We start from the raw sequence: 21,099 nt of genomic DNA, 5'->3' as shown, positions 1-21,099 counted from the left end.
CGATAACGGATGCGATTTTTTGTCTCTATTTTCCGGATACGCCCGCGGTCTGTGCGACAGCCGACGCGGAAAGGGTTGGCGGAGCGGCGGAGGCGACGCGAAGCGTGTCGCCCGGGGTGGGGACTGGGTCGAGGACGAGGCGCACATAGGAGACGCGTCCGTCGGGTTCCTCACGCCGTCCGAGTTCGAGACGGCCTGTGAGCAAGAGCGGTCCCGGCATATAGGGCACGGCGGCGGCACGCGCGGCTTCGCCCTGAAGTGTGGAGCAGCAAAACTGGGCCGCCTGCGCGAAGAGCGGCGAAACAAACGGCGCGGCGGACACGTGGCTGGCGGAGGTGCGCGAGGCGGGCACGTCAACGAAAACGATGCCCGGAGGCAAATCGTCGCAAAGGCCATATTCGGCTTCGTTGGTGGTGAAGGCGTAGGGCGCGAGGATGATACGGTGGGGCACAGGGTGCTCCTGCCTTACCATAAATCCCATGACACGGACGCGCCGGCCATCGAGCGACTGGATGCGTCCGGTGAATTCGAGTCCGCGCGGTCCGGCGGGGGTTTGATAGATGTCGCCAAAACGCAATTCGGCGACGCCTTCGGGTGCGACGGGGAGCGTGCCTTGCGAGGCGAGTTGGGAGGCAAGGGCGTCGGCGTGCCAGCCGAGGGAGTTGGAGTGAAGCGCGGAGGGCGCGGCGGCGACCAGCGCGGCGGTGAGAGCGATGGCGCGGGAAAAATCGGTGATGCGAAACAACGTCATGCCGCAAGTATGGCGGCAGCGTGTTACGGCAATGTTGAGGCAATGTTAACTTGCGGTGACAAGCCGGCTGACGGCCAAAACCTGGCGGGGGTGCAAGGTGATGTCGGTGGAAAAATCAATGAAGGCGTCGCTTTCGCTTTGGAGATCACGCCAGACTTCAGGGGATGGCGCGACGTGCGTATCTCTGAGATGGATACGCAAACGGCGCGGAGTGTCGTTGTGATTGGTGATGATGTAAACGATGTCACGCGGGTGGGAGGGGGGAGTGGCATCGTGCTCTTCGCTGGTAAGGCGGGAGACTTCGATGTTGTCGGTCTCGTCTTCGAGCGTGGCAGTGGGACGGGCGCCGGAGGCAAGAACGGCGTCGTGGAGGAGGCGGGTCATTGCGGGCTGGGGGGATTGCGCGTATTGGCGAAAAACTTCCGTGCCGGCAATGATCGCAACGCCTTTCCCGTAACGATGGCGGACAACGGCGGCGGTGCCGGAGGGAGAACCGGCGTAGCGGGCGAGGGGTTCGCCGCCGCAGAGTTCGTAGTCGCTCCAAAAGAGATGAACGGTGGATTCGGTTTCTCCTTTGTCGCCCGCACTGACAGCGGTGTTGAGAAACTGGATACGTGTGGCGGTTTCGCGGGTCTGGCGGTCGCGGGTGCGGCAGCCGAAAACTTCGTCGAGTCCGAAGGACGGGGCGGCGTATTGGAGACGTCCGGCGTCGTCGGTGAGGCCGAGGGGGCTTTCAGCAATGATCGTGCCGCCGGCAACCACGTAGTCGCGGAGTTGGGCGGCGAGGGCGGGGCCGACTTGCTCGCACATGGGGAGCAGGAGGAGACGGTAACGGGGGAGTTCGCCGAGATTTTGCTCGGTGATGCAATCGGCGGGGATTTGGTTGTCCCAAAGAAGTTTGTAGGCACCGAAACGGGAGTCGTGCGTGTCGCGGTAGGTCGTCGGGTGCCACGCGCCGCAATAGGGATCGGTGCGGAGCTGGGTTTCTTCGAGTGTGAGGATGGCGGCTTCGCGGGTGGGGTGAACGCGGTTGAGGAGGCGGGCGTGGCGTTGGAGGTTTTTGGAGAAATCGGCGATGTAACGGGCGCGGGCGCTGGGGGTGCCGTCCCATTGCATGAGGTTGAAACGCGCGGCGAGCGGGAGATCGACGATGCGGCTGCGATAGTTCCAAAGGACGATGGATTTGGCGTTGTGCGCGATGAGGTGCCAGAAAGTTTGGATACGGCGGTCTTCGGTGATGGTGCGTTTGTTGGGGCCTGCGCCGGTTTCCAGAACAAGGGTGCGGCGGTGCGGATCGGCGGAGGTGCTGCGGAGGCGACTGAGTTTGTAGGCGGTTTCCCATGCGGGGCGGACGTCGTGCATGTGCTCCTCGGTGTAGCAGGAGACGCCCATGATGCTCATGGCCTGACCGGCGGCACCGACGTCGAGGCCGTAGCGGGGAGAGGCGTCGTCGCCTTCGAGGGCGGCGAGGTGATAAACGAGATTGGCGGTGGTGGGGCGGCGGCGCGGGTCGTGGCGATGGGTGAGTTCGTGAAGCTCGCGCAGGGTGTCGTGGAGCCGCCATTGGTTGAAGCGGGTCCAGTCGGTCCAGATGTTGGGATCGAGGGGAGCGGCGGGAGCGCGGACCTGATCCCAGGCGGTGTAGTTGACGGGGAATTGTCCGCCCCAGGCAGCGTTGAGGGGATCGAGGTTTCCGGCGTATTTGTTTTTTAACCACACGCGGAATTTTCGTTGTGTATGCGGGCAGTAACAGAAGGGGGAGGCGGGTTCGTTCCACGTCATCCAGGCGAGGAGATTGTCGCGGGGGGCGAGATGTTTTATGGTGCGCTCCATGAAAGCGAACGCAGCGGCGCGATAAACGGGATCGTCGGGACAAAACGACTTCATAAGGTCGTTGTTGCGCGCGGGTGACTCGGGGTGGGCCATGCGTTCATGGCAGCGGTCGGACTCGCGGAGCCAGGGGGGGGGAAAGCAACCGCAAAGGGAGCCGAAGAGTCCGCCAAAGTGGACAATGACGCGCAGGTCGTGACGGGCGGCGCAGTCGAGGGCGTGATCTTGTCGTGAAAAATCAAATACGCCTTCTTTTTGTTCGATGCGGTCCCAGGGGGCGAAGATGCGGATGGTGTTGAAGTGGAGGCGGCGCATGGTGGCCATGTCGGAGTCCCACTCCTCCATGGGCCAGTCGGCGCCGCGCGCGTAGGGGGCAGTCGATGCACCAAAGAGAAAGATGTCGTCAGGGAGGGAATTGGAGGATGTGGACATGAAGGAAAAAGGCGTTCCGATTGGGGAACTCTTATGGAGTCGCGTGCGAAGAGGACGACAGGAGTCTTTTGCAGGGCAGGACAGCCATGCTGCTGACAATCAGTTCTTTGGGACGGGCTTTTTTATCAGATAAATGCAGCGCGCAAGAGAGGGCGTATCGCATTTATGCATGCAGATGGATGGGCGGAAAACGCGATGGTGGAACGGACGGATGCTGCGCACCTCGCTCCCGGAATGCCGACAGGATGCCGGCGCTTCCAAGCGCTCACGTGTGAACGACACCCGCCCGGTGAATGTGAGCAAATTGGAATTAGCGCCGGAGTTTGCAGGCGGCGGCAGCAGCCACGAGGGCGAGTGTGCCGAGCAGGAGGGTGGCGGCGGTTGGTTCGGGAACGGCAGCGCTGGTAACGGTAAGAGTGTCGAGACGCACCAAACCCGATGCATTCGTAACATAAAAACCGATACCCGTGATGCTGGAAGAGGGGAGCGCGGCAGTGGCACCGACACTCATGGCGGTGCCGGGGTTCAGTGCGAAGGCGTTCCAAGTGGCGGTGGAGAAGTTGAGGGTTTGTGTAACGCTGGCGGTTTCAGCCGATGCAAATGTGCCGGCGGTGTAGGTGCTGGAATTGGAATAGGTGCCAGAGGAGACATACCATTCGCCGCCGGACTGGACCATCAACTGGACTTTGCTGCCCGTGCTGGCATTGCCCATCGTCCAAGTGACGGTGGTGTCAGTGATGTTGATTGGAGTGATGGTTCCAATCGCAAGGTAAGGGGTGGTGATGCCAGCGGAGTTGATGGCGAGGAAACCGTAGTCCCCGTTGGGATTACCTTTGTAGCCACCAATGATATAGACGTTGCTTGTCGTAGCGGTCCCGGCCGTCGCACCTGCATAGGCATTCCAGCCGGAAATGGTGGTTATGGCCTTGTTGGTCTGCGCCGAGAAACCATCAAAAGTTTGCTTATACAGTTCGTTGGAGGTGGCTCCGAGTGGAGCGGCGAGGATCGATATGGATCCGGCGGTCAAGGCGAGGAGACAGCGGATAGTTTGTGTATTCATTTTTTATGACGTTATGGATTGATGTGTTTTTCGGGTGGATACGGACTAAGGTGCGTGATCAGTGTGTGTTTTTTCAATGAGGAGGGAATCGAGGCGGACGATAGCGCGGCCTGCGCTGTTCTCCACAAGGAAGCCGATGCCGTTAATGATGGCAGAGGGGAGGGCGGAGGGTTCTCCAAGAGAAAGGGTTTCACCGGGTTTAAGGGTGAGGCGTTGCCATGCCCTGGCGTCGGTCGTGACAGGGATGGTTTGGGTGATCGCGGCAGGACTGGCGGCGGAAAATTTCGCGGCATCGTATCCGGCATTGCTGTGGGTGGTGCTGGAAACAAACCATTGGTCTTCGATGCGAACGAGGAGGCGAACTGTGGCGGTGCGGTGGCTATTGCCCATGCGCCAGGTGATCGTGGCTCCGGTGGCGTCGGTTTTTGGAAAGACGCCGGTTGCGGCATAAGTGCCTTGGGGAATGATGAAGGCAAGAAAGCCGCCAGAGTCGGCTGAATTTCCTGGATTGGGCGGGATGAGGACGAGACGTGTGTCGGCTGTGATGTCAGCGGCATCGGGTGCGGAGTAACTTTGCCATGCGATGCGACTGAGGGAAATGTTGCGGTTAAATCCGTTGTCGAAGTTTTGCTGATACAACACCTCGGCATTGAGCGCGGTTGCGCAGCAGAGGAGGAGCAGCGCAGCTGAAATGTGCAGGAGGTGGCGACGGACGGTGCGGAGGCGGCGTTGGGTTGTTCGTTTGTGCATGTTTTTGGATACGTTTTTAGATGGCGTGTATTTTGGTTAATCGGTGAGTTGCCGCCAGGGGTGGCCGGCGGCGAGAGGGGCGATATCAACGGAGGGGAGACCGGTGCCGATGACTTGGAGTTCGTCGAGTTTGCCAGTAAAGCCGATGGCGGGCGCGGACGTGCCGGAGGGGGCGGGCTGGAAGCGGACGAGGGGAGATTGGTGTGTGCGCTGGTAAAGAGGGCGGACGCCGTCGATTTCGGCGGCGGCGCGGCCGTCGATGTAAAGGCGCACGGCAGCGAGGTCGTAAACAAAGGCGAGGTGGTGCCAGCCGGGGGAGAGGGGAGGGAGAGGGAATGGGTGTTCGTAATGTTGTCCGCTGCGGTTGAATCGGAGATGGGCGGTGTTGGGGGCGTCGGGGGTTGAGGCTTTTGGGGGAAGAAATTCGAGTTGGAAGGGACCGGCGTGGAGGGTCGCGGCAGGATTGGGCGCGGCAGTGTCGGCGGGGGGGGGGGGGGAGGGGAACGCGAGGTCAACCCAGAGGGCGAGGGTTTGGGGGCCGACGGGACTGGATTTGGATCGAAAGCGGATGCCGGTGTCGGGGCCAAGCTGGAGGGCGGAGCCAATGCGGCCTTCGGAAGCGGGAAGCCAGCGGTAGCGACTGGCAGGGTCAGTGGGACGGGGGCCGCTAATGGCGTCGTCGCGTTTGGCTTTTCCAATCTCGATCCAGCCGCGTCCGGCTTGCTGGCTGGCGCCGGTGTCGTTGAGGCGGAGCCCGGCGGTTTCGGAGAAGTTGAGGTTGAAGTAGGGGATGGCGCGGCGGCGCAGGGGAGTGGTCCGGACTTGGTCGGAGGTGAATGGGTTGAGGGAGGATTCGGAGGTGCCGAGGACGAAATCGGAAAAAGTGCCGCTGGTTTGTATCCATTGAGTGGTGACATGCTGGATGGCTTCAGGGGCGGGGTCGCCGATGATGATTGCGGGAGAGATGGCAACGGTGTCGTCGGCAAGGAGGGCCATGGCGTGGAGGACGCGTTCGCCTTCGCGGGAGGGGTGAAGGGGGAGAGTGCGAATGGCGGTGGAACGGGGGGGGAGGGGGTAGTCGATGTTGGGGTCGGTGGCGTCGGTGGTGAGGGTCATGCCGAGGGTGAGCTCGCGTCCGTCCAGGGTGGCGGCGCGGGTGAGGGTGCCGCGGGCAAGTTGATCGAGGGTGGCGGTGAGAGCGGTGGTGTCGGGGTGTTGGGCGTAGTTGAGAGTGAGGGTGGCGTCGGGGGTGGCAGTGAGGCGGACGACGCGCATGCGGTATTCACCGCCAGCGGGACGGGCGGGGAAGGTAGCCATGGCGGCATTGAGGGGTTGCACGGCCTGATCGAGTTTGCCGTAGGGACTGTAAAGGTCGTGGAGGGCGCCTTTGTTGATGCGGAGGGAGAGGGGGAGGGGGTCGGAGGCTTCGATGCGCACATAGAGATTGCGGAGTTGATCAGGGGCAGCGGGTTCGGCGTCGCGGAAGGTTCCGAGGCTGCGGGTGCCGTCGTTGAGGATGAGGCGGCGCATGGGCGCGGGCGTGGCAGCGGTGACGGTTGCGGTGGAGAGGGCGTTGCCGGGAATGCCGGCGGCGGGGCGGATGTCGAGGGTGAGTGTATCGTTGGGCGCGATACGCGAGAGTTGGATGGCGTAGGGGACGGGGTATTGGACGAGGTTGTAGCGGAGGGTGACGGGAGGGAGAGTCAGGTCGCGGTGAAGGGTTTGCCAGGGGGCGTGGGGTGCGGCGTCGGCGGGACGGCATTCGATGGTGATGCGGGGTTGGAGGGCAGAGGCGGCGAGGTCTAGCGCGGGGCGGGTGTTCCAGGCGAGGTTGAGGAAGGCGTCTTTGTTTTTTCCGGGCGCGGGGAGGTCGGCGGTGAGAATGAAGGGGGGGGGAGGGAGGGGCGTGGTGGTTGGGAGGATCGGATGGAGGGCGATGCGGGCGCGCCAGACGATATCTGTATCGGTGCTTGGGATACCGACGATTTGAAAGAAGAGGTCGTCGCCCTGAATGCATTCGACAGGATAGGAAACAATGGGCTGCGGAGTGGCAAAGGGGCTGCGTCCGGTGGCGGCGATTTCGTGATAGTAGCGGAGGAGGGTGTTGTGGCCCCAGATGTTGCGGCTGGAGGGAATTTCGAGGGATTCCTGGGGGTCGTTCCATGTGACGAGCATGGTCTGGCGGATGCCGAGGCCGACCCAGGTTTTGAGGTTGTCGCGAAGGGTGGCGATGCCGTGGAAGGGAACGTGTATGGCCTGGCCGGTGCGGTTGGAGCTGTCGTAACCGGCGGCAATGGCGGGGATGTAGAGGAAGTTTTTTGGGGCGTGCTGGCGGAGGCGCGCAACGAGGGCGGCGGCTTGGGCGGGGTCGAGAGCGCCGTGGCTCCAGCCTTGGGCGGCGGTCCATTCGATGGCCGGGAGTGTGGTGTCGGAGAGGGAGGAGGGAGTGAGTCCGCGGAGTGTGGGGACGAGGGCAATGTCGATGCCGCGGGCAAGGAAGGCGTCGCGGATTTTGGCGAGGAGGTCGTCGTTCACGGACTCCCAGAAGAAGTGCACTTGGCGGCCTCCAAGGGTGTAAACATGCGGGTTGCCGGCATAGGTGCGGGCAAAGATTTCGATGGCGGCGATGTTTTTGTCGAAATCGCGCGGATAGAGCCATTGGGGGGCGATGTAGAAGAGGCGTCCGGTGGCGGCGTGGATTTCGCGGGCGGCGTCAAACATGGCGGGATTGACGGAGCCGAGCATTTGAAAGCCGTTGATGCCGCTTTCGAGTGCCTGGAGCATGTCCTCCTTGTAGTCGTCCTTGCTGGCGGAGTGCTGAGAGTCGAAGGGCCAGGCGTCGTGATTGCCGGCGGCATGGGGATGCGCGTGCATGTGCCCGTGCGGAACCATGGGCATGTAGTGCGCCCAGAAGATGACAGGGGAATCATTTGCTCCAGACACGCAGGTGATCTGCATGGAAATTCCAATACAAGCAGCCATGAGGATTGCGGGGATTTTCATAGAGTGATTGTTCCTATAAATCAGGGTTCCCAGATGACGCCGTTGTCGATACCCTTGGCGATTTCACACGGTTTGAAGGCTTTCACGTGAGCATCGCAAAAGGCGACGTTGGCGCGGCCACTGCCTCTGCTTTTCAAACCTCCTCCGTGATCCACAACCGCCGGGTCGCCCGGTTTGGGATCAGGGTGGCGAAAAACAAGCGTGCTTGCATCGCCGGAGATGTTGGTCGGCGATAGGAAATCGGTGTTTGTAGTCCTGCAATCCCCGGCAAGGACGGTGCGCGAGGGTTGGTCGATCTGGTGAAGCGGTTTTTTGGAGGCGTTGTTCCCGAGGAGCGGCGAATTGACCGCATAGCTGGTGGCTCCGGTCACAGTCAGATCCGCAGCCGAAATAGAAGGGCACTCAAAAATGGTGCCCAAGGCATCGATTCCCCTCGAGGCGTTTTCCGAGCGTCCTGCATAAGGAGCGACATCCTTCTGCCAGACCGTGGGACGTCCCATCTGCCAGCCTGGCGGAAAATATCCACGATGATCGCCCGTATAGAGCAAGAGGGCGGTGGCGATTTGACGCAGGTTGCTGACACATTGTGTCTGGCGAGCGCTTTGGCGGACTTTTCCAACAGTAGGGATGATGATCGCCGCAAGGATGCCAATGATGGCGATCACGGTCAGCAGTTCGATCAATGTAAAGGCCTGCGCAGGCAGCGTAAAAAAGCGGTGTGAAAGAGGGTTCGCAAGATTTGTTGATGAGTTGCGGGTTGTGTTCATGGGGCGATGAAGGGGAGACGTATTGCAATGCAGACAGATGGATTTTTGAGAGGAAACAAAATGAGGGTGGTGGATTTTGAGAGGACGACAAACATGGTGTTGTCGAACAGTTGCGCATATGTCCAATTCATGATCGATTTTGCATCCAATGATTCCCAGCAATTCAGCCCCATCCTCCGGAAAGCCGCCTTCAATGTTGAGCATCGCGCAACGCGCGGGCGTGGCAAAGTCAACGGTGTCGTTGGCCCTGCGCGGACATCCGCGCATCTCGGCGCAACAGCGTGATCGTATCCGCAGTATCGCCACGGAGATGGGGTATCGGACCAACGCGCTTGTCGCGCGCCTGATGCACGAGCTGCGTTCGGAACGGAAGCAGCGGTATATCGGCACGCTCGCATTCATCAATGCCTCGCCGCTCGAACCGTCGCGGGCGCAGCCTTCCAGCATTGATGAAAACTGGCAGGCCGGGGCCGGGGAACGTGCCAGCCAGCTTGGCTACACGCTGGATTCGTTCCGGCTGCATGATCCGGATGTGCGCCCGCAACGGCTGGCGAGAATTCTGCATGCGCGCAATGTGCAGGGCGTCGTTTTCTACTCGCTCGACAACGACTCGAAGCTGGAAAACTGCGAAGCGGTTTGGGAAGGATTTCCGTGTGTGTCCATCGGCACACGTGTAAGGAATCCTCCGTTACATTTTGTCTGCAACGACCACTACACCACCGCTCTTCACGCTTGCGATGCGTTGCGGGCGCTGGGCTACCGGCGCATCGGATTGTGCACGGTACGCTGGCTCGACAACGTGCTGGAACACCGGTTCGTCGCCGGTTACCGGCAGGCGATGTCATTGGCGGCAGAGGGTGCAGAGGGAGTGGAGTTGCCTGTTTTTACGCTTCATCATCCGCACGGCACCATGAAGCGCCACGAGGAAGAGGATGGGAGAGCGTTTCAGACTTGGGTGAAGAAATACCGTCCGGATGCCTGTCTTTCGGTGCATAACTATGTTCTGGATTGGGCGCGCAGACTGGGGTTGCGTCTGCCGCATGACCTCGGCGTGGCTTTGCTTGATCTGCCAAAGGAACTGCGCGACAGAGTGGCCGGAATGCAGCCGCGCCCGGAGTTGGAAGGCATGGCTGCAGTTGACGTAGTGATTGGCCAGATACTGCGCCGGGAAGCGGGCGTACCGCCGTTTCAGCAGGGGACGTTGATCGAGAGTTCATGGGTGCCGGGGCCGACGGTGCGAACGGCATGATGATTGGTAAATAAGGATAGAATAATCATTTTTCGCTGCTTACCAACCGGCGATGATCGCTTCCATCTGGAGACTGGCGGGGGAGGAGGAATGTCCGCCTTCGGGATTGAGGAGCAGAATTTTTTCGCGTGAAGGCATGCGATTAAACGCATCCACGATCCCCGCAGCCGGACAAATGTTGTCCTGCATGCCCGCCTCCACGAGGATTCGGGAACGGATGCGATGGGCAAGATTGACCGCGTCGAAGTAAGACCAAACGAAACGCTGCCGAATCCGATCCTCCGCCGATCCTCCGTAAATGATCTGGCGGGTATCGGGAAACTTGCCCGTGCTAGCCGAAAGCTCCACGTCGGCGTAGGCCGGCACGGCGGCATAGGTGGAGGTGATGCGAGAGTCCACCGCCGCCAAAGCCAGCGCGAGGTAGCCACCGCGGCTCCCTCCGCTGACATGCACACGAGACGCATCCACTTGTGGCAGGGTCAGCGCATGGTCGATTGCGCGTATCCAATCCAAAATGTTGGCGAGCATGTAGAGATCCTCGGGACTGCCCGATTCGGAACGATGCTGGGATGCCGGCTGCGGTGGCGGCGAAAACTCCGAAGACGGCCCCAGCCCACGCGGACTGACCGCCAGCACTACTTTCCCCCTTTCCGGCTTTGCCGTCGTGACCGGGACACGCGGGTACACACGCATCCTCAGCGGATGCCTGCCTGCGTCGGTCGGAACCGCCAGAAATGCGAAGAATGGAATCCCACGCCATCCCGTCAGTCGCACTTTCCATAGAGTGGTTTGTTCATCCGATTCTGGCAGTTTTTCCATCCGTGTCTCCATGGGAATCGAGGCGAGCTCAGCCAGTTTTCCGTTCCAGAATGCATCGAAATCCTCCGGGGGCGTCATGGTTCCGCGGTAATCTGCAAGCGCTTTTTCTCCGGGCGAAAAATAGTCGAGGATGACCGGACCAAACTCGCCTCCTGGCAAGTGTGCGGTCATGTGCAGACGAACAACGCCAAGCGACTTTCCGATGGGCAGATCAACAAGCGTCGTCCGCTCGCCCAGAGAAACGGAGCTTCGGTAAAGCGTCGCGCCGTCCAACGTTCCGCCATAGCTGACGCGCAGCCTGCCAAACTCCTTGCCGGCGGTAAGCAGCAACCTGATCCGGCGATGGTACGCGCCCGTCTCCAGCCGCACGCCAAACAACGGCTCCAGGCGCGGCGCATGTCCATCCGGGAGCCGCTCGCCGACAAGAAACGCAGCACCATAGGAAACCGGCACGCCGGGCTCCGCCGTTTTGGGCAGAACGATGCGCCGTGCGCTCTTCGGCTTCCCCGCCCCATCCGAATCCAAATCATGGATACGTATCATGAGCGGCAGGAAAAGTCCCTCCTTCGGCTCCGCGTCGATGTCCCTCCAGGGAATGATCGCAAGCAGCTCGTGATCGTCCTCGGCTGAAACGATACGTGCATTCGCCTCTCGCACCTCGTTTCGTTCAAGAAAGTCGTAATAATATGCCACCCGCCCGTCTTCCAGCGGGCAAAACGCAAACGTCCGTCCTCCCACGCTGATCTCGATCGCGTCGTAATGATTGAACACCCAACCGGCATCGATTGCCGGATCGCTTACGACAGCCAACGATGCAGCGTGGACCGAATCGTCCTTCATGCGCACGCGCAGCAACAATCCGTCGTTGTTCCACGCCAGCGAAACCGTTCCTGAAAACGTATCGTTTTTTTCTCCGCCAATTCGCAAGCCGGGCACGTCTTTCCAAAGGATGTCCGAAAAACGCCCGGAGGTGTCTGCCATGCGTTTGATCGGAAACGGTGTTCTCCACTCTGGAGTCTCCTTTGGATGATGCTCGGTACTCGCAAACAATTGGATCCAACACAATGCGGCCACACTGACTGCCATCTTTCTGTTCATGAATTGGGGGGGGGGGGGGGGGGGGACGGGAGAGAGATGAAATCAGCGCCGATTGTCCTTGGTCTGATAAACTACGGCGTAGAGTCGTAGTTCTCCTTCGGTGACAAATATCGTGACCGGTGCGCTGGTATTTTTTCTCGATTCGAAGGCGGACAATGCCGTCAACACCTGCGCGCGCGTTCCGGCATGACGCCCGGGAGGGCGATTGATGACCTTGACCACGCCATGATCCTTGTCGCGTATTTCGGCAACGAATACAGACGAACTGTCTATGACCAAATCAAGCGCCATGAACGACTGACTGCGCAGTGCGAAAGAAGTCCCCGCGCCAAGCCGCAGCATACCGCCGGCGGATACGTTGTAGGCTCGCAAAAGACGGTTGTCAGGCGCTTGGGAAACGAGTTCGCCGGTGTGCGACGGCAGGAAATCAACCAAGGCCCCATCCGGCACCCTGGAGGCATCTTCAAGCGTGGGACCTTTGGACGCCTCCATCGAAGCTCCCAGACTGACGGCGGACGCAAGCGGAACTCCGGGAGACAAAACTCCCGCGATGGCCTGCGCCCAGACGCGGTACCCGTCCGGGCTGGAGTGAATCGGATCCTTGTAAAGCGTCAGTCCGCGCAGTTCCCCCTCGCGGACATAGGCGGCGGTATCGGCGAGCGCGCAACCATAGCGATCCGCCATGGCACGGACAAAAACTCCATCACGCCAAAGCCGGTCGGCCTCGCCTTTCCTGGCAAACGCATGATCTGTGAGCAGCAAAACCTCGATCCCCCGCGCCCGCAGCCGGCGCACTGCGCCCTCGAAGACCGGCAGCCGGTCCACTCCATCGTTGGGCAGCAGGGCGACGATGACCAAATCACTATCGTAAACCGGGGACGTCAGCCGCGCGCCATTTTCGTCCGCCACCGCCTCGCCCAGCAGGGCAAAGGTGTAACGGGCGTTGCTTCCACCCAATGCGTAACGGGCCAGCGTGACGCCATTCCCTCTGCCGACCAGATAACGGGTCTCCTCGGTGCCCATCCCGAAAAGCAGCCGCAACCAGCCCTCGGCCGCCCAGCCGCCTTCGACCAACGAAGTTCCCAGCGCGGCCACTTTCAGCGGTTCGCCGCGAGCGAGTTTTCCCAAAGCCCGTGGAATGCGGGTTGCCGGCAACACCGGCTCAACCGCCTCGATGCGCGTGATGCCGGAGTCGGAAGCATCCACCTGCGCCAGCCCGATTTCCCCATCACCAATGGCGCGGGGAAGCGTGTGCAGGGTGCGCGTTTTCAAGTTGAGCACCAAGGCCTGCGAACGTTTGGACAATGCCGTCACCGTTGCCGCCGGCCAGCTCACGCCGCCGATGGCACCTGCCTCCACCGAAAGCTCAAGTCCGTTCGAAGTGATTCCCACGGCGGACGCGAGACAGACCGGAGCGGACAACAGCACAGCCATACGCAAGACGACCTTGCGAATGACTGACCACCGGGAGTGAAGCGGGAGATCAATGATGCTCATTGTTTAATCACGGACAATCAGGCGCACCGGCTTTCCATTTCCGTGCAGGAACCGCAGGACAAATCCACCCGCTCCCCCCGTATCGTCGATTTTGAAAAGCACTCGATTACGTCCTTTTTTCAGGAGCACAGGTAACTTCTCCGCATCGACTTCGATCTTCCTCGAAGCGGCGTTGCGCCCGGCCAATTCACCGTTGATCCACAAGACATAGCCGTCGTCCGACCCCAGCGAAGCGAAGCAAGGCGTGTCTTCGGGCACTTCCACCACGGTGTAAGCGTAGGACACGCCCTCGACCCACGGATGGGGAATCACAGGAGTGTCAAATGATGCCTGATACCATACCAGCGGCATCTTTCGCAATCCCTCGGCATGCAGTAGGAAATCGGGATTCGGTTCGGAGAGAAACGCCCGGGTGTTGCCTTGGAATTTGCCCTCGCGGTTGCGCCAGTTTTTCCACGGTCCCACCATCTTCCACCTTCGAACAAAACCCTCCTCGTCCACCGCAATGGAAGAGTCATTGAGCGCCTCCTTGTTCGCGCTCAAGGCGAATGCGCACGGCGCGCCTCGCGAAGCAACCTGCACCAGCACATGGTTCATCCCCTTCTTGATTGGCACCGTGAACGAACGCCACGCGCGTCCAACCAGATCGTAAGACAGATCGGAAAAGTCGATACGGTTTGTCCCATTCAACCAGATGGCCGCCGGCCCGGTCGCACTGAAATACAAAGTCATCTCCCCGGCCTGCCCGGACTGAATGGAAGTGTAGGCGCGATGCCAGGCCACCTCGGAAGCATTCTTCCCGGACAACACCACGTACGGCAGGGGATGATCGACCACCCGGGTCTTGTTTGCAGGCCAGACGAGTTCTCCATTTGCGGCGGTGAGGTTTTTTTCCAAAGGTAAGTTTTTATCGGGCGTGCTGCCGGAGTCGGGGATACCGTCCAGCAACGTCCAGCGGGTAATGACGCCACATGTCTGCGTCCTGCGCGGTGGCGCGCCGGTGGTGTAAATGTTACTCTCCGCCTCTGCGCTGACCACGTCCTCGATCTCTCCTGAAACACGCTGTCCCCAGGAAATGCGTCCGGATTTCAGCCGGTCGAACAAACGCCTGTCGCTACTTTTCAGATACAACGCATCCATTTCGACCTGAATATCCGTGAGGGAGGGCAGCGCCACCGGTTCGCCCGTGAAATCGAAGGCGGAGAAAGCGATTCCATTCAGGTCTGTTTTCAGCAGGGAAACGACCAACGGGAATTGCGCTGCGGTGATGGCTGCGGCGTAGCGCGCCTCCTCCGGTCCGGCATCAGGTTTCTCGAAGGCCATGATGAGCACGTTGTCGTCCAACTCGATCCGATGAAGAAAACGGTATCCACCGAGAGTCGCGTAGAGCGCGTTCATGTGAACTGCGCTGACGCCGGGCGCGAAGGGGCCGCGCAGGAACCAGTGGCGGGGACCGCTGCCCTCGTAAAAGGTGGTCCGGGTGAGCAGCGCGCCCGCGCTCCAGCGGCATTCGACCGCCCAATCCAGCAAGGCCCTCTGCACAATCTCTCCGCGTATGAATGCCCGGGAACCGCCTCCCAATCCGTGGATCTCGCTCATGCCCAGCAGCATCTTTTTGTCCGGCTTCGAATAGGTTTTCACGAGCCGTTCCAGCGTCCGGACACCCTCCAGGCCGTTATCCTGTAAAAGCGAAACTCCGTAGGGGTGGTGGAAAATGCCATCGCTGTAGTCGAGTCCGCCCAGCTTCAGGAACTGTCCGCTGTAGCCGTTGCCGTCCGCTGCGAAATCCATCGTCTGATTCATGAGCACCGGCAGGTCGGGCGCCACCCGCTTGATGGCGGGATAACCGGGCTTGTAGTAGTATTCGATCAGGCCCTTGGGATCGATGTAGAGATTGGACTCGTTCAAGAATTCGATGGCGTCGATCTTGTCGTGATAACGCGCGGCCAGCGTCGCCATGAACTCCGCCAACGCCTCGGGATCGGGCGCGAAGAGCCGGTTGGGATTGCTGGACGGTCCCATGGGTGCCGAACGAACAGCGTGGCTGCTGATGTCGCGAGCCGTCTGGTAAAGCCAGCGACCCGACCCGGGATCCGGATTTCCAAGAATCTTTTGAGATTCCGCCGGGGAAAGATTCAGCGGTTTGTGCGGCACGCAAATGATCGTCGTGCAGCCGTTTTTCGAGGCGACCTCGACACGCGCGTCCAGATAATCCCAGACATACCGGCCGCGTTCCGGCTCAAGTTTGTTCCAGTCAAAAATGTCGCGCTGCACGCGGAAGCCAGTCTGGAAATTCGTAGCGAAGAACTCACCCAGCGTCCAATGGCCCCGCCAGTTGAAACTGATCTCGGTGCCGAACTCGGTGCCGCCGTGGTAGCCTGCGCCAAAGTCCACGGGAGCGGGGATTTTTTGCAGGTCCGCCATCACGGTGAAGCGCTCCCGCCCCACGCCCAGCAGCGTCTGCGAGGCGGCGTCGCGCACTTCCAACTCGGCCCACCACGCGCCGCGTTTGATGCCGGACAGCACGATGTCGCCCTGCCTTGGGGAGGGCGACAGGGACGCGGAGCCCCGCCACGCGATTCCGGCCTCTCCACCGCGCGTCAGGTCGCGCAAGGTCAGGGTCAAGGTCACGTCGCGTTGCGCATCCGCGTCTGCGCTCCAGCGCAGGGTGACGGGCCGGTCCGCAAAATGGATACCGTTGCGCGCCGCCGGCAGCAAAACCACCTCGACCGCCCCGGCCCGCGCCCGTGTGCCGGCTTCTCCGGGCGGTTTGTCCGTCGTCCAGCTCACATCGTCGATCCAGACTTCAAACGGCTCCTCGCTGTCGCTGGAAAACTCGATCCGCAGGGGGACAATGCCGGAGCGGGCGGGCAGCGGGCATTGCCACAACTGCCAGCCGGTCGAAAGTGCGCCTTGCAACAATCGCGGCGCGGTTGGCACCCGCCCCTTCCCGTCATCCGGGCAGGCTCCGAATAGCAGCCTGACACCGGGCCGGCCCGCTTTGGTCCAGAACGAGAAATGAGTCTCGGTGTTTTCCGCGAACAGCGGCGACTGAAAATCGAGATAGGCGACGCTTTTTCCCTGGGCCCGGGAGAGCTTCAACGACTGCTTGCCCGTGTGCGCGACGGTCGTGTCCAGCACGGGCAGCGCGGGCGTGTCGCTCGACGCCAGAGCTGACTTGGTCACCCGCCAGCCCGGATAAAACGGCTCCGCGCCGAGTCCCAGCTCGAACGAGCCATTGGTCAGCAGGTTGACGGACACCAGGCCGTCACCGGACATGGTTTGCGCGCCGGCAGGCATGGACGTCGCAAAGGCGACAGGGAGGGTGATCATGAGGGCTCGAATAATCGTCATTTGAAAATGGATACTGCTCACTCGTCTTGCCTCGAAAGGCAGGCGGGCGGCCAGCTAGAATGTAAGGGATTTTGACTACAAAGACCTATTTCGTTCCGCGTATCACCCGCACGTTGGCAGTCTGGACGTAGTAGTTGAGACCCGGGCCTCGTTCGAAACCCCGCCCCAGCGGACAAATGGACACTTCGTCGAAACGGGTGGCGGCAACCTGCGCGGGATCGGTGGTGACGAACTTCCGGGTTACTCCATTCACACTGCAAGCGAATGCCAGATTTCCATCTTCCTGCCGTGTGATTCTTAATACCAGCGTGTGCAACTCGCGCGAGCCCAACGTCTGGCCGCTGTCACCGGCTGAGATTTTTTTCTGGGGAAACGGCGATCCCAGGCCGGAGGCCAGATCGACTTGCAGGTCTCCCGCCTCATCAAGAGGCAGCTTGGCCAGCCGGTACCCAACATGGTTGGCGCCAGCCGCCCCGGGCTCAAATCCCTTCCGGATATTTCCTGCCGCGAGCGGCGCACCGGCAGAGTCGTGCAACCCGATTATGAACGCAGGGGTCGGGCTTTTCAGGGGATAAAGGTAGCGATAATCCAGACTCAACTGGATGAAGTCCCCCTCTTTTTTCAGTTCCACTGTCGGGAACGCACCAACGATCAGGGTATGCTGGCTTTGCGCGGAAAATTCCAGCAGCTTTCCGGTAAACGCATCCGAGGACACCTCCTTGACAACCGGAAGCCGGCCGCCGCCGCTGGAGAATCCATACCACAATGTTTCGCTGCGTATGGACGCGGTTTGCGCTTCCTGCTCCGCCTTCGAAAAATCGTCCTGCAGCACGATCTCTTCCGCTGCGGAAAGGTTCAAGCCGCCACAGAAGACAAGTATCAAAATTGCGAATACAGATATGGCCGCATATAGGCGATGGTGGTTCAAGTTTTTCTTGTTCATGGCTGCAGGATGGGCACACGCCCTCTGGTGTAGTTGATTATTGGTTACAGACAAAATTTCACTGGGCCTTGTATCCCATGTCCCACTTTTCATAGGTTTCCAGTTTGGTGGATGGCCAGGACTGGCCCAAGGCAAGGGGCGTGTTCATGAAGGCGACGTGCCCATCAAGGTAAAGATAGTTGGCGCCTTTTCCCCCGTGAATGCCAATGCCGCCGATGTCGAATTGCCCTTTGGGCGTCATGATCGAATCGTTCCCCTTGGTGATGTAGTCTCTTGCCGCGCTTGGAGCTTCGACCAGCAGGAAGGTCCGGCTCGGACGGGGAAAGGCATGGATTGGCAGCCTGCCCACCACGTATTCAACCGTATTTGTGTTGTCGCGCAAATAGACCCCGGTGTTGTCCGCCGGGTATCCAGCAGTGATGGAATAGGTGGCCACGCCACCCGATTTGTCTGCCGGACAGTAAAGTAGTTTGCCCATCGGATGATCCTTTTTGTTGCCGAATTTCATGTCGGGCAGGAGGTTGCTGACAAAGCTGAAAGAGCCTCCTTCACGACTGCGGGGAAGCTGATCTTTGTTTTCCGCCGCGTAATTCATGACCAATACGCCGAGTTGCCGAAGGTGGCTCGCGCAAGTGGCCCGATGCGCGCTCTGCCTTACTTTGGGCAGCACGGAGAGAACCAGTCCGGCCAGAACGCCGATGACGGCGATCACCACCAGCAGTTCTACCAGCGTGAATCCACGACAAAGGGGGCGGCAAGGAGAGGACATTGGGGACATTGAATATGGGGGCGACGGAGAAGAATCATACGGAGGTGCGGCGATGACTGCGAAGCGCCGCAACCAGAAGGCAACCCAAACCGCCAAGCAAGATGGCAGTGGTCGCAGGTTCTGGAATGGCAGCGACGGTCAGCAGGAGGGACTTGTTGTCATTGGCCAGGGAAAGGATGGCCTCGAAACCTCCGAGGGTGCCCGAAAGCTGACCGTCGGACAGCGAGCCAACAATGGAGGTGGAGGTTTCAAACAACGTGTAAACTCCGGCGCCAAACCCCTCATCCGTGGAAAAAACAAAGTCAGAAAAACCGAATACGCCCGTGCCGAGATTCAGTATCGAATCTGCCTGCAGCACGATCCTGTCGCTGGCATCGGTCGCGCCGAGCCGGAACAGCAGCGAGGCGCTGTCGCCCGCCACGGCCGCGCTCAGATCGAGCGAGCCGGTGCCAAGATTAAAGGTCAGTGTGCCGATGGCGTTCTCGGAAGAGCCGGCGGAAAGTTTGCCGCCAGTTCCGATCGTCACTCCGGCGTTGCCAGCGGTGGTGATCGTGCCGGAACCACCCAGAAGACCGCCCGCGATGGTGTAGGCCGCGCCGTCGGTGTGCGTCCCGTTGACCCAGAGTTTCCCCGCGCTCACCGACGTTGTGCCGTTGTAGGTGTTGGCTCTGTTGAACGTGGTGACGCCGGAACCGGTCTGGCTGATATTGAAGGTGGCGGGATTGGTGCCGGATGACTTGACGATGGCCACGTCAACAACAGTCCGCCCCGTGCCATTGAAGACGAGATCGAGAGAACCACCTGCCGCGCCGGTGGAAGTCATGGGCAGTGAGCCTGATCCCGTGACATTGGTGATTTGCAAGACTCCCGAGCCGTTGTTGGTAAACGCCAGTTCGTGGGCGTTTGTCATGCCGGAAGCGCCAAGAGTGATGTTGCGGCCATTCAGATCGAGCACGTTGTCAAAACTGTTGCCCGCCAGCACCGCGATGCCTCCGGGGTCGGACGCCCCCGGCGCGGTTGGGGCGTTGATTCGCCAGGCAGTGCTGAGTTTGATCGTGATGCCGTTGACCGCGGTGGCATCAAAGGTGATGCGCTTGAGAGATTGGTTAGTATTCATGCTAATCGGCACTGTGGCGGCAGCACCAAGGATCGCGTTGTCGGAGGCGCTGGGAATGGCACCTGTGCTCCAATTCGTCATCGTGGCCCAATTGTTGTCACCGCCTCCACCCGTCCATGTCTGAGCAACAAGGGAAGCGCAGAGAAGGAGGGCAGTGGTCATGACGGCGCCGGAGCGAAGGGCTGCAACGAGCGAGGCATGGGGATTGGATGTAACAGTGGATTGATGCATGATCGGGAGCGTGTTCATGGGATTGCTTTCTTGATACGGGAAACTGCGAAGGGTGGAGATATTTACTTCGGGACTTAAGGCTTGCCGGGGAAACACAGGCAAACGCACTGTTGTCGATCCGTTCGACATACCTCCTGCATTTTCCATCCCGAATTCACGCATCATGACACACGATTCACCGTTGCCCTCCATTGCTGAAATCGCCCAACGGGCGGGTGTGGCGAAATCGACCGTGTCCATGGCCCTGCGCGGACATACACGCATCTCGGCGAGGCAACGTGAACGTATCGGGAAAATCGCCACACAAATGGGTTACCAGACGAATGCCCTGCTGGCACGGTTGATGAACGAATTGCGTTCTTCGCGAAAGCAGCGACATGTGGCCACGCTGGCGTTTGTGAATGCCTCTCTGAAAGATCCCAGGCTGGTGACTCCATCGAGCATTGTGGAGGGCTGGGATGCGGGGGCCGAGGCACGTGCCGGGAAATTGGGATACACGCTGGATCGTTTCTGGTTGCATGAGGAGGGGATGAGTCCGGGACGGCTGGCCAGTATTTTTCGAACACGTAATGTGCAAGGCGTGGTGTATCATTCGCTCGATGACGCGGGGAAATCACGGTTGCATGAAAGCGAGCCGATATGGAGTCAGTTTCCCCTTGTCACCATTGGTTCGCGTCCATCGGCGCCGCCGCTTCATTTTGTCAGCAACGATCAATACTCAACCGCGATGCAGGCGTGCGGAGAGCTTCTCGCGCTGGGCCACAAGCGGATCGGCCTCTACATGGCCCGCTCTGTGGACGACACGGTGGAGCATCGGTTTGTAATGGGTTACCGGGCGCGTCTGGAGCAGGAAAAAATAAAATCGCCGCCAGTGCTCTACATCGGACATCCGGGCAGTGATCCGCTTCCGTTTTTGAGGGAGGATTCGGAGGCTTTTGCCGCCTGGCTTGGCAGGCACCGGCTGGATGCGTGCCTGGCTGTGAACGGTCACATTTTTGACTGGGCCAGGCACCTGGGTTTGCGCCTGCCTGATGATCTTGGGGTGGCCTTGCTCTATTTGCCGAAGGCGTTGCGAGGCAAAGTGGCTGGCATGGAGCAGCGGCTGGAGTGGACGGGCATGGCTGCGATTGATGTGGTGATCGGTCAAATCCTCCGTCACGAGACGGGCGTGCCGCCGTTTCAGCAAGGGACGTTGATCGAGAGTTCATGGGTGCCGGGGCCGACGGTGCGGACGACACGATGATTGGTAAATGATTGGACACGGAGGACGGGCCGAAGAGCGGGCATTCGTCGTGTCGAATGGGCCAGATTGATTTTATCGATTACCTGGAATGCGGGCGGAACAGGTATTCTCCAGCACCGTGCCACCTGGAATCCAGTCAGCCAGTGTCCCAATACGCGACACGCAACGACCGCACTCGACAAATGC

General features: G+C 60.3%; 14 protein-coding genes. 2 read left to right on the top strand and 12 right to left on the bottom strand.

Annotated features, from left to right (window positions below; translation table 11 throughout):
• Positions 1-25 precede the first annotated feature (25 nt).
• From OBACDRAFT_RS11560 to OBACDRAFT_RS27555, 6 genes are all read right to left on the bottom strand, one after another.
• Positions 26-751 carry a hypothetical protein gene (locus OBACDRAFT_RS11560; RefSeq protein ID WP_198529888.1) on the bottom strand — a complete coding sequence of 242 codons (726 nt, stop codon included), beginning with the start codon at positions 749-751 and terminating at the stop codon, positions 26-28.
• A 45-nt stretch (positions 752-796) separates the two neighbouring features.
• Positions 797-3,013, bottom strand: coding sequence for a beta-galactosidase (locus OBACDRAFT_RS11555; RefSeq protein ID WP_043585775.1), 2,217 nt, complete (start codon positions 3,011-3,013; stop codon positions 797-799).
• Between the two features lie 310 nt (positions 3,014-3,323).
• Positions 3,324-4,073, bottom strand: a complete 750-nt coding sequence (locus OBACDRAFT_RS11550) for a hypothetical protein (RefSeq protein WP_043585773.1) — start codon at positions 4,071-4,073, stop codon at positions 3,324-3,326.
• Between the two features lie 45 nt (positions 4,074-4,118).
• Positions 4,119-4,823: a hypothetical protein gene (locus OBACDRAFT_RS25290; protein ID WP_052361775.1), complete on the bottom strand. Its 705-nt coding sequence runs from the start codon at positions 4,821-4,823 to the stop codon at positions 4,119-4,121.
• A 36-nt stretch (positions 4,824-4,859) separates the two neighbouring features.
• Positions 4,860-7,826, bottom strand: coding sequence for a LamG-like jellyroll fold domain-containing protein (locus tag OBACDRAFT_RS30695; protein WP_043585770.1), 2,967 nt, complete (start codon positions 7,824-7,826; stop codon positions 4,860-4,862).
• 20 nt (positions 7,827-7,846) lie between these two features.
• Positions 7,847-8,593 (bottom strand): DUF1559 family PulG-like putative transporter, encoded by a 747-nt coding sequence (locus OBACDRAFT_RS27555; RefSeq protein ID WP_052361772.1) that lies wholly within the window; start codon positions 8,591-8,593, stop codon positions 7,847-7,849.
• A gap of 196 nt (positions 8,594-8,789) precedes the next feature.
• On the opposite strand from OBACDRAFT_RS27555, the gene OBACDRAFT_RS11530 reads away from it, so the two are divergent.
• Positions 8,790-9,842: a LacI family DNA-binding transcriptional regulator gene (locus OBACDRAFT_RS11530; RefSeq protein WP_157837034.1), complete on the top strand. Its 1,053-nt coding sequence runs from the start codon at positions 8,790-8,792 to the stop codon at positions 9,840-9,842.
• Between the two features lie 39 nt (positions 9,843-9,881).
• Here OBACDRAFT_RS11530 and OBACDRAFT_RS11525 read toward each other — a convergent pair whose 3' ends face one another.
• The 6 genes from OBACDRAFT_RS11525 to OBACDRAFT_RS11500 form a co-directional block, all read right to left on the bottom strand.
• Complete coding sequence (locus OBACDRAFT_RS11525) at positions 9,882-11,642, bottom strand: acetylxylan esterase (RefSeq protein ID WP_157837033.1); 1,761 nt, start codon at positions 11,640-11,642, stop codon at positions 9,882-9,884.
• 159 nt (positions 11,643-11,801) lie between these two features.
• On the bottom strand, positions 11,802-13,256 hold the full coding sequence (locus OBACDRAFT_RS11520; protein WP_157837032.1) for an SGNH/GDSL hydrolase family protein: 1,455 nt from the start codon (positions 13,254-13,256) through the stop codon (positions 11,802-11,804).
• A gap of 3 nt (positions 13,257-13,259) precedes the next feature.
• A complete protein-coding gene (locus tag OBACDRAFT_RS11515; RefSeq protein WP_112787776.1) occupies positions 13,260-16,610 on the bottom strand; it encodes a beta-galactosidase in 3,351 nt (1,116 codons plus the stop codon).
• Between the two features lie 85 nt (positions 16,611-16,695).
• Positions 16,696-17,553 (bottom strand): hypothetical protein, encoded by an 858-nt coding sequence (locus tag OBACDRAFT_RS11510; RefSeq protein ID WP_043585761.1) that lies wholly within the window; start codon positions 17,551-17,553, stop codon positions 16,696-16,698.
• A 58-nt stretch (positions 17,554-17,611) separates the two neighbouring features.
• Complete coding sequence (locus OBACDRAFT_RS11505; RefSeq protein ID WP_198529887.1) at positions 17,612-18,322, bottom strand: type II secretion system protein; 711 nt, start codon at positions 18,320-18,322, stop codon at positions 17,612-17,614.
• A gap of 34 nt (positions 18,323-18,356) precedes the next feature.
• On the bottom strand, positions 18,357-19,688 hold the full coding sequence (locus OBACDRAFT_RS11500) for a PEP-CTERM sorting domain-containing protein (RefSeq protein WP_043585757.1): 1,332 nt from the start codon (positions 19,686-19,688) through the stop codon (positions 18,357-18,359).
• A gap of 34 nt (positions 19,689-19,722) precedes the next feature.
• Here OBACDRAFT_RS11500 and OBACDRAFT_RS11495 point away from each other — a divergent pair, with 34 nt between their 5' ends.
• Positions 19,723-20,913: a LacI family DNA-binding transcriptional regulator gene (locus OBACDRAFT_RS11495; protein WP_157837031.1), complete on the top strand. Its 1,191-nt coding sequence runs from the start codon at positions 19,723-19,725 to the stop codon at positions 20,911-20,913.
• Positions 20,914-21,099 lie beyond the last annotated feature (186 nt).

The sequence above is a fragment of the Geminisphaera colitermitum TAV2 genome (assembly GCF_000171235.2).
Taxonomy (GTDB): Bacteria; Verrucomicrobiota; Verrucomicrobiia; order Opitutales; family Opitutaceae; genus Geminisphaera; species Geminisphaera colitermitum.
The sequence above is the reverse complement of the archived record's forward strand: the minus strand, read 5'-3'. Positions and strand labels throughout refer to the sequence as shown.